General features: G+C 68.7%; 11 protein-coding genes. 7 read left to right on the forward strand and 4 right to left on the reverse strand.

Annotated features, from left to right (window positions below; genetic code table 11):
* A partial coding sequence (locus ACHFFZ_RS10800; protein WP_394276630.1) for an NUDIX domain-containing protein occupies positions 1-205 on the reverse strand: 205 nt, incomplete at its 3' end.
* 365 nt (positions 206-570) lie between these two features.
* Between ACHFFZ_RS10800 and ACHFFZ_RS10805 the strand changes: the two genes are divergently transcribed.
* Positions 571-1,353: a CAMP factor family pore-forming toxin gene (locus tag ACHFFZ_RS10805; RefSeq protein ID WP_394276631.1), complete on the forward strand. Its 783-nt coding sequence runs from the start codon at positions 571-573 to the stop codon at positions 1,351-1,353.
* A 150-nt stretch (positions 1,354-1,503) separates the two neighbouring features.
* Positions 1,504-2,034 (forward strand): hypothetical protein, encoded by a 531-nt coding sequence (locus ACHFFZ_RS10810; protein ID WP_394276632.1) that lies wholly within the window; start codon positions 1,504-1,506, stop codon positions 2,032-2,034.
* A gap of 69 nt (positions 2,035-2,103) precedes the next feature.
* Here the strand turns inward: ACHFFZ_RS10810 and ACHFFZ_RS10815 are convergent, their stop codons facing one another.
* From ACHFFZ_RS10815 to ACHFFZ_RS10825, 3 genes are all read right to left on the reverse strand, one after another.
* Positions 2,104-3,273: a cobalamin-independent methionine synthase II family protein gene (locus tag ACHFFZ_RS10815; protein WP_394276633.1), complete on the reverse strand. Its 1,170-nt coding sequence runs from the start codon at positions 3,271-3,273 to the stop codon at positions 2,104-2,106.
* A 200-nt stretch (positions 3,274-3,473) separates the two neighbouring features.
* Positions 3,474-4,112, reverse strand: a complete 639-nt coding sequence (locus ACHFFZ_RS10820; RefSeq protein ID WP_394276634.1) for a response regulator — start codon at positions 4,110-4,112, stop codon at positions 3,474-3,476.
* On the reverse strand, positions 4,109-5,365 hold the full coding sequence (locus ACHFFZ_RS10825; RefSeq protein ID WP_394276635.1) for a sensor histidine kinase: 1,257 nt from the start codon (positions 5,363-5,365) through the stop codon (positions 4,109-4,111). The genes ACHFFZ_RS10820 and ACHFFZ_RS10825 overlap by 4 nt, the downstream gene beginning before the upstream one ends.
* A 116-nt stretch (positions 5,366-5,481) precedes the next feature.
* On the opposite strand from ACHFFZ_RS10825, the gene ACHFFZ_RS10830 reads away from it, so the two are divergent.
* The 5 genes from ACHFFZ_RS10830 to ACHFFZ_RS10850 all read left to right on the forward strand — a co-directional run.
* The gene (locus ACHFFZ_RS10830) at positions 5,482-5,832 is read left to right on the forward strand and encodes a PadR family transcriptional regulator (protein ID WP_394276636.1); all 351 of its coding nucleotides are present in this window, start codon (positions 5,482-5,484) and stop codon (positions 5,830-5,832) included.
* Positions 5,829-6,464, forward strand: coding sequence for a hypothetical protein (locus ACHFFZ_RS10835; protein ID WP_394276637.1), 636 nt, complete (start codon positions 5,829-5,831; stop codon positions 6,462-6,464). The genes ACHFFZ_RS10830 and ACHFFZ_RS10835 overlap by 4 nt, the downstream gene beginning before the upstream one ends.
* Positions 6,461-7,150: a hypothetical protein gene (locus ACHFFZ_RS10840; RefSeq protein WP_394276638.1), complete on the forward strand. Its 690-nt coding sequence runs from the start codon at positions 6,461-6,463 to the stop codon at positions 7,148-7,150. The genes ACHFFZ_RS10835 and ACHFFZ_RS10840 overlap by 4 nt, the downstream gene beginning before the upstream one ends.
* A 2-nt stretch (positions 7,151-7,152) precedes the next feature.
* Complete coding sequence (locus ACHFFZ_RS10845) at positions 7,153-7,845, forward strand: hypothetical protein (protein ID WP_394276639.1); 693 nt, start codon at positions 7,153-7,155, stop codon at positions 7,843-7,845.
* Positions 7,846-7,859: 14 nt separating this feature from the next.
* On the forward strand, positions 7,860-8,065 hold a 206-nt coding region (locus ACHFFZ_RS10850), incomplete at its 3' end, for a hypothetical protein (RefSeq protein ID WP_394276640.1).

Raw genomic sequence — 8,065 nt, forward strand, 5'->3', positions numbered from 1 at the left:
CGTCGACCTCGATACCGGCCTCCTCGCGCAGCTCGCGTCGCACACAGGCCACCACGTCCTCGTCGCGTTCCACCTTGCCGCCCAGACCGTTGTACTTGCCCAACTGCTCATCGCCGGGGCGGGCGGTGCGATGCACCATCAGCACCCGCTCCCCGTCGGGATGCAGGACGAAGGCGAGGGTCGTCAGGATCGGGGTCAGCGGCATGCGACGAGCCTACCGGGAGGCGCGTTGACAGGTGCGGAGGAAATGGTCAAGCCGAATTCCCCGGTGCGGGAATTGGGATTGAATGCAGTGCACCCGACGATCTGAGGATGCCCGATGGAGCGGACCGCCAAAAGTCCCACGAATGAGTGTCACCCGTTCACGTGACATCCTGGGATCGAGCTGAGAAAAGCTTCCTGACTAGGCGCTGAAGAGGTTGACGTGCGAACCACATGGCCAAAGCGGGGACGAAATTCACCACTCCGCAGCCGGAATTGTATTCCTGAAAGAGAACTGACAGAAATTCTGGCTAGCCTCAGGATCGTCCACCACGGGCACTCACCCACTCCCTCGATCCAGGAGCATCCATGGAGCGTTCCATCCTCGTCGTCCCGGCCCTCGGCGCCGCCCTGCTGGCCCCGGCGCTGCCCGCCGTCGCCGCCCCCGCCCCGGCACCCGCCAGCCAGACCAGCACCTCGCTGCAGGAGGCCGAGCAGTCGCTGGCGCTGGTCGACGCCCGCATCGCCGAGCTGTGTGGCCTACAGCAGACCACCAACCGCATCCCGGAGGTGCAAAAGCCCGAGGTGGACTACCGCACCGAGATCCGTGACCTGCTCAAGACCGCCTTCGAGCTGCGCGGCACCATCGAGGCCATCGTCGCCGGCCGTGTGCCCGCCTTCGACATGGCCACCGTCAAGCCCCGCGTCGAGCTCTTCCAGCTCACCTCCAGGACGATCCACCGCGCCACGACCGAGCTCACCACCAAGGTGGACACCGCCCACATCGAGCTCGACTTCCGCATCACCCGCGCCGTGCTGCGCCTGATCAACCCCACCGCCACCGTGGGGATGATCAACGAGAGCAAGCAGGACGTCCAGGCCACCTTCGATCGCGTTTCCACCTACCCCGACCTGCAGCCCACCGACCGCGCCACCATCTACGTCAAGAACGCCCTCAACATCAAGATCTGGGAGATCCGCATCAGCCGCGACCGCAACCTGCTGGTCAAGAACCCCGCGGGCTACCGCCAGGTGAACCGCCAGCTCACCCACGCCGTGGGTGTCTGGTTCGACGCCGGCGCCACCGTCGCCGAGGTGCAGGCCGAAATCGCCGCGCTGGAGGGCGTCCACGGCAAGGCCCTGATGGCCTGAGCCCTGCCGCACCGAGCGCCAAGAATTCCTTGAGAATTCGGGGCATCATCTGACGACCGACCTGCCGCGGGTGGACCGTAGGGCTGTCGGAATCCTCGATGACGAAGGATTCCGGCAGCCCTCGCTCCCCCGTTCCAGAAAGGTCCTTCCATGCGCACTCGTGCCCTGGCCGTCCTGGCCGCACCCGCCCTGGCCCTGGCCACCGCCGTCCCGGCCCAGGCCAGCTGGGTTCCCGTCACCCCCAAGGACGGTGGCAGCGTCCAGGCCCAGGCCGTCTCCTTCAAGAACCACCCCGGCTCCTCGCCGATGAAGCAGGTGCGCTCCAGCCTCCTGAGCTGTCGGGGCACCGTCATCAGCAGGACCGTCGTCAAGGACGGTGGCAAGCCGGCGGGCGAGCTGACCGTCTACGCCCAGCCGGCCCGCAACACCACCGCCGTCGCCTGCTTCAAGCACGTCGGCACCACCAAGGGAAAGCGACTGCCCACGAGCGTCGCGCTGGTCTCGGCCAAGAGCCCCACGGCCAAGCCTGCGGTCGAGGTGGTGGCCAGCGGCAACTTCGTCAGCTACGCCGGCCCGGTGGGCATCAGCAATGTGAAGGGCGCCTGCGTGCAGGCAGCCGGCGTCATCAAGGTGGGCAAGAAGGCAGTGCTGGCACAGTCGCCGGTGCTGTGCGACCGATGAGCGCCTGAGCACGAGCAACGACGAGGGGGAGGCCGTGACGGCCTCCCCCTCAGTCCTTACAGACGGCGATCAGCCCTTGCTGGCGATCTGGGCCCCCTCGACCAGGGCGTCGAGCTTGGCCCACGCGATGTCGGGGTGGATCCGCCCGCCCAGGCCACAATCGGTGGAGGCGATCACGTTCTGATCCCCCACCAGGTCTGCGAAGCGACCGATCCGCTGCGCCACCAGCCGCGGGTGCTCGACGATGTTGGTGTGATGGGTGACCACACCGGGCAGCAGCACCTTGCCCTCGGGCAGCGCGACATCCTTCCACACCTCCCACTCGTGCTCGTGCCGGGAACCCGCCGCCTCGAAGGTGTAGTACTTCGCGTTGATGGTGAGCATCAGCTCGGCGAGCTCCGCCATCGGGAAGTCGGTGGTGTGCGGGCCATTCCACGATCCCCAGCACAGGTGGAAGCGCACCTGCTCGGCCGGGATCCCCTCCAACGCCGTGTTCAGGGCCGCGACGCGCTTGGCGGTGAAGGCCAGGTAGTCCTCGACGCTCGGCTCGGGATCGATCTGGTCGAAGTTCTCGGCAATCGACGGGTCGTCCACCTGCACGACCAGCCCGGCATCGGTGATCGCCTTGTACTCCTGGTGCAGCACCCGCGCCCAGGCGTCCATGAACTCCTCGTCGTCGGCGTGGTGCGAGGAGCCGATCCGGCTGGCGGCGCCGGGGGCGATCGCGCACAGGAAGCCGTCGGTGGCCCCGGCGGCCTCCATCGCGTGGCGCAGGTTGCTGACGTCGGCGGCCACGGCCTGCTGGCCGATGTAGTCGATCTCGGCGACGGCCTGCGGACGTTGGCGGGTGGTGGGGTGCACGGCCGAGGCGTCGTCGTAGACGGCCCGGAAGATCTGGCGGTCGCGACGGTCGTTCATGCCGGTGAGCACGATGCCATCGGCGCCGGACTTGGCCACGCGCGTGTCCCAGACGTTGTCGGGCCGCAGTTCCAGGCCACTCGTGCGGTCGAAGGAGTAGGTCCACCAGCTGCCGAAGTCCTGGCTCTGCGTGGTGGCGTGGCCGTACTCACCGTCATTGACGACGTCGATGCCGATGCTGCGCTGCTTCGCCACGACCTCGTCGACGGCGTCGGTGAGTTGCTCGGCAAATCCCGTGGGGTCGTCCATGCGCATCGCATTGGCCTTCAGCAGCGCCTCGGTACGGGGCAGGGAGCCGACGTGGGTGGTGCGGATGGACATGGCTGGCCTTTCTTTCGATGAATTGCCAGCCTATCGATCATCCAAGGGGTGGACGGAAGCGTCCCACCTGCCGGGGCTCGGCCAACCCCGTCCACAAACCACACTGAGAGGAGGCCTCAGTGCCGCATCTGCACCATCGGCCACCCAGAATGTGGTTTGTGGACGGCCTGGCTTGGTCACCGCCGGCCACCCACCCCGGCTCAGGCGAGCCCGACGCGATGCGCCCAGACCACCAGCTGCACCCGGTCGCGCAGCCCCAGCCGGGTGCAGATGCGTCCCAGGTGGCTCTTCACCGTGCTCACCTCGATGTGCAGGCGCGCGGCCAGCTCGGCATTGTTCAGGCCCTCGGCCAGGGCGGCCACGAGTTCCCGCTCACGCAGGGTCAGCTGCGCGACGGCACCCGTGTCCACGGGTGGCCGGCGTCGGGCGAACTCGGCGATGACCCGTCGGGTCATGCGCGGCGAGACCAGCGCCTCCCCCTGGGCCGCGACCCGCACGGCCTCGACCAGTTCCGACGGCTCGCAGTCCTTGAGCATGAAGCCCGCAGCTCCCGCCTCGAGGGCGCCGAAGAGGTACTCGTCCAGGTCGAAGGTGGTTACGACGACCACGGCTGGGCCGTCGGGAGCGCCGGTGAGTTCGCGGGTGGCGGCCAGCCCGTCGCCGCCCGGCATCCGCACGTCCATCAGCACCACGTCGGGCCGCAATTCCCGCGAACGGAGCACGGCCTCGGGTCCGGAGCCGGCCTCCCCCACCACCTCGATGCCGTGCTCGTCGGCCAGGAACCAGGACAGGCCTCGGCGGACCATCGGCTGGTCGTCGACCACCAGGACCCGGATCATCCTTCGACCTCACCGTCGGTCTCGACCTCGGACGGGGAGACCGGCTCGTCGAGACCCAGCTCGGCGAGCACCCGCCAGCCGCGCCCGTGCGGTCCGGCTTCCAGCCCCCCGCCGAGCAGTTCGGTTCGTTGCCGCATGCCGAGGATTCCCCTCCCGCTGCCCTCGAAGTCCTCGGGCAGCATCGAGGATGCGCCGTTGACCACCTGCACCCACAGGCTGCGCTCCTGCTGCCAGATGTCGATGGTGACCGGTGCCCGGGTTGTGTGGCGGTGGGCATTGGTGAGCGACTCCTGGACGATCCGGTAGGCGGCCAGCGACACGGCCGGCGGCACCTCGTCCGAGTCGATGCTGAGCAGGATGTCGGGATTCACCCGGCGGGCATGCTCCACGAGGGCGGGGATCTCGTCCAGGGTGGGTTGTGGCACCAGGGGTGCGTCCTCGTCGGGATGGCGCAGCACGTCGACCATCTGGCGCAGGCTGGACTGGGCCGCCTGGGTCTGTTCGACGACGCCGTCGATGAGTTCCCCGACGGCCTCGGGACGCTGGGCACCGGCCTTCCGTGCGGCCTTGGCACCGATCACGGCGGCTGTGGTGTGGTGGGCGGCCAGGTCGTGCAGCTCCCGGGCGAGCCCCTCGCGGTCGGTGCGCAGCGCCTCGGCCAGGCGACGATCGGCCTCGGCCGCGGCAGCCTCGGCGGCCCTGACCGTCTCCTCCGCCTCCCGCAGCTGGTGGCGCACGACGGCCCCGGCGACGATCGGCAGCAGGGTCCACGTGACCTGGCCGGGGACGGACTGGAGGAACATTCGTCCCCAGCTGCCGAGGGTGGCCTCCACCTCGCCGGTCTCTCCGGACTGGTCGAGCATCTGGCGATAGCCCCACACCTGCGCGCCAGCGGTGAGCAGTGCCACGAGCACGCCGAGCGACAGCGCCAGCCGCGCCGGAGCCCTGCGTCCCAGGTGGTAGCCGGCCACCGTCACCAGGGCCCCGCTGACCATCCCCCAGCTGTCGGGGCGGGAACTGAGCCCCACCATCACTGCCTGCAGCAGGAGGTAGCAGACCACCGGCCAGCCTTTTGTGGCGAGGAGGAGCACCAGCAGCCCGGCCGCGACGGGCAGGGCGGGCCATGCCGCGCGGACGACGTCGGGGCCTGCGCTCATCTGCGCCAGACCGGAGACGATCCCCCACAGCCAGGCCAGGACCGCGGCCCAGCCGATGGGCGACAGCAGGGAGCGCAGGGGGCGTCGAGTGGTCATGGGCCAATCCTGTCCCTGCACGGGTTCTGTTGGCATCCGCCCCGGGCACGAAGACGGCTTGCCACTTTCGTTGCAATTGCATTGTCACGCAACCTAGTTAGTCGTACCATCTAGCCATGGACGAGGGATGGCCGACCGAATGGTTGCGCGGAGTGCTGGAGCTCTGCGTGCTGCGCATCCTGTCCGAGGGCCCCACCTACGGCTATGCCATCGCGACCCGCCTGGAGGAGATCGGGCTGGGCACCGTCAAGGGCGGCACCCTCTACCCGCTGCTGGCCCGGCTCGAGGAGGCCGGCCGCGTCGAGACCGAGTGGAAGGTCGGTTCTCGCGGACCCGGCCGCAAGTACTTCCGCCTCACCATGGCCGGCGAGATCCACCTGGCCCGCGAGGCAGACCGGTGGGACCGCTTCAGCCGGCTCACCCACGGCTTCATCTGCGGCACCCAGCCCGACGAGGAGGAGCGATGAGCACCCCGAACTGGCAGTCCGACTTCGAGGAACTCGACTGGAGCAGGCACCTCGCCACCGAGATGCGCTTCCGCGGAGCGACGGACGAGCACGTGAAAGATGCCCTGGCCACCGCCGAGGCCCACTGCCGCGACAGCGGCCAACCCCCGGAAGTCGCCATGGGAGACCCGGTGGAGACCGCCACCGAACTGGTGGGGCGACGCACCGCTCCCCTCACCCATGCCCTGCGGGAGAACCTTCCCCTGGCGCTCTCGGTGGCTGGCTGGCTGATCGTCATCAACCTGCTCGGACGCCCGATGACCGACCGGGTCCATCCCACATGGTTCACGCTGCCACTGCTGCTGGCGCTCTGGCTGCTCACGCCCATCACGGAGGCGCTCCTGATGCGCCTGTTCCCCCGCACCAGCGCGAATGGCCTGGGCTGCGCGGCCTCGCACGCCGTCGTCGCTGTGGTGCTGTCGGCAGCCCACTACCTCGACGGGGTGGACACGCCCCGAGTTGACCTGCCCGTCTGGTCCGGCTGGGCCGTGGCAGGCGCCTGCCTGACCGGCTGGCTCGTCCTGTGGTTGCGGCGCAGACGACGCAAGGACGCCGAAGCCCGACGACTGACCATCCAGAAGGAGCCACGATGACCTTCGTCTACGCGGAGTCCTGGAAGAACCTCTTCGTCGACGAGATGCGACGCCGCGGGGCCAGCGGACGCGAGGTGGGTGAGGCCTGGGCGACGATCGAGGTCCACTGCACCGAGACCGGGCAGAGCGCCACCGAGGCCTTCGGTGACCCGGTGGACTATGCCGCAGCCCTGATGCAGGAGCCGCGCAATCCCCTGCACCTGGCCCCGCCGATGCTGGCCATCATGCTGGCCGTCCTGGCCTGCATGATGTGTGTGGAACTGCCATGGCGCTGGGGCAGCCAGTCGGTGCAGGTGGGCGCGGGCAGTATCGCGGTGCCCTTCGGCATGCTGCTCTTCGTGGCTGCGCTCCTGTCGGCCCAACGCCTGCAGTACCGACGACCCGGGTGGGGTTTTCTGCTGTGGATGGCCGTCTTCATGGTCTGGAACCGGATTCACCAGGCACTGGACGACTGGCTGACCCCGGTCTTCACCGCCCCCGCCTGGAGCCTCTGGCTGCTCTGCCTTGCGACGGCCACAGCGGGTGTCCTGTTCGCCCGGCGTGCCATTCGTGACCGCATCATCGACCCCGTCACCGGCACCACCTGGGCCATGACACCCACCTGGGTCTGGCGCGTCCTGGCGGCCTGCCCCCTACTCGTCCCCGCCTTCGTCCTCGCAATGCGCGCCCTCTCGGAGAGGAACTGACCATGACAGCCAGTCACTTGTTCGGATCCCCCCAGAGCACCGACTACTGGGAGCAGCTCTTCAAGGAGGAGCTGCGACGCCGCGGTGCATCCGGCCGTGAGGTCGGTGAGGCCTGGGCCATGGTCGAGTCCCACTGTGCAGAGACCGGGGAGAGCTGCAACGACGCATTCGGAGACCCCACCGACTACGCCATCCGCCTGACTGGTCGTCCGCGTCCAGCCTTGGTTCACCGGTCGGTCGTTGCCACGCTGCTGATGGGGCTCGCGCTGTGGACGACACCTTCGATGCCCCTTGAATGGAATACCCCGGTAACCGTCACCTGGGGCACGGTGTCCGCCATCGTCACAGGTGCGCTCGCCTTCGGACTCATTGCACCAGCCTGGCGCCTCCAACGACGCAATGGCTGCGCCGGCAGTCTCATGATCTTCGTGGTGATCTTCGGCTGGACCATGCTGCGCGACCGGCTCGACCTCTGGACGACACCCGCCTTCTCATCCCCAGGCTGGTTGCTGTGGACCATCCTGGCCCTGTGCGCCGTGGCAGCAACCATCGAGACCGTACGCAGTGCCCGGGATCGTGCCGTCGACCCGGTGCGCAATCCCCGTCCGAGCCGACTGGGCAACGCGGCCTGGACCCTGCTGGGGCTCTCTCCCCTGCTGTTGTGGAGCCTCGTCCTCGCGCTGCATGCCCTCTAGGAGAGGAACTGACCATGACCGAGTTAACCTTCACCTCCGACTCCAATCCGATGGACTGGGAGACCGCCTTCAGCGAGGCGATGCGCCAGCGCGGCGCGAACGGACGTGAGATCGGCGAGGCGCTCGCCACAGTCCGGGAGCACTGCCGCGATGCGAACACGCTGCCCCACAGCGCCTTCGGCCCTGCTGCACGCTACGCGGAAGACCTCCGGCCCGACCC

This window comes from Luteococcus sp. (assembly GCF_043424415.1).
Taxonomy (GTDB): Bacteria; Actinomycetota; Actinomycetes; order Propionibacteriales; family Propionibacteriaceae; genus Luteococcus.

What these genes read in the sequence shown, in the direction of transcription:
- ACHFFZ_RS10815 (WP_394276633.1), bottom strand. Translation starts at nt 3,273, where the DNA reads ATGTCCATCCGCACCACCCACGTCGGCTCCCTGCCCCGTACCGAGGCG.
- ACHFFZ_RS10835 (WP_394276637.1), top strand. Translation starts at nt 5,829, where the DNA reads ATGAGCACCCCGAACTGGCAGTCCGACTTCGAGGAACTCGACTGGAGC.
- ACHFFZ_RS10830 (WP_394276636.1), top strand. Translation starts at nt 5,482, where the DNA reads ATGGACGAGGGATGGCCGACCGAATGGTTGCGCGGAGTGCTGGAGCTC.
- ACHFFZ_RS10810 (WP_394276632.1), top strand. Translation starts at nt 1,504, where the DNA reads ATGCGCACTCGTGCCCTGGCCGTCCTGGCCGCACCCGCCCTGGCCCTG.
- ACHFFZ_RS10845 (WP_394276639.1), top strand. Translation starts at nt 7,153, where the DNA reads ATGACAGCCAGTCACTTGTTCGGATCCCCCCAGAGCACCGACTACTGG.
- ACHFFZ_RS10825 (WP_394276635.1), bottom strand. Translation starts at nt 5,365, where the DNA reads ATGACCACTCGACGCCCCCTGCGCTCCCTGCTGTCGCCCATCGGCTGG.
- ACHFFZ_RS10820 (WP_394276634.1), bottom strand. Translation starts at nt 4,112, where the DNA reads ATGATCCGGGTCCTGGTGGTCGACGACCAGCCGATGGTCCGCCGAGGC.
- ACHFFZ_RS10840 (WP_394276638.1), top strand. Translation starts at nt 6,461, where the DNA reads ATGACCTTCGTCTACGCGGAGTCCTGGAAGAACCTCTTCGTCGACGAG.
- ACHFFZ_RS10805 (WP_394276631.1), top strand. Translation starts at nt 571, where the DNA reads ATGGAGCGTTCCATCCTCGTCGTCCCGGCCCTCGGCGCCGCCCTGCTG.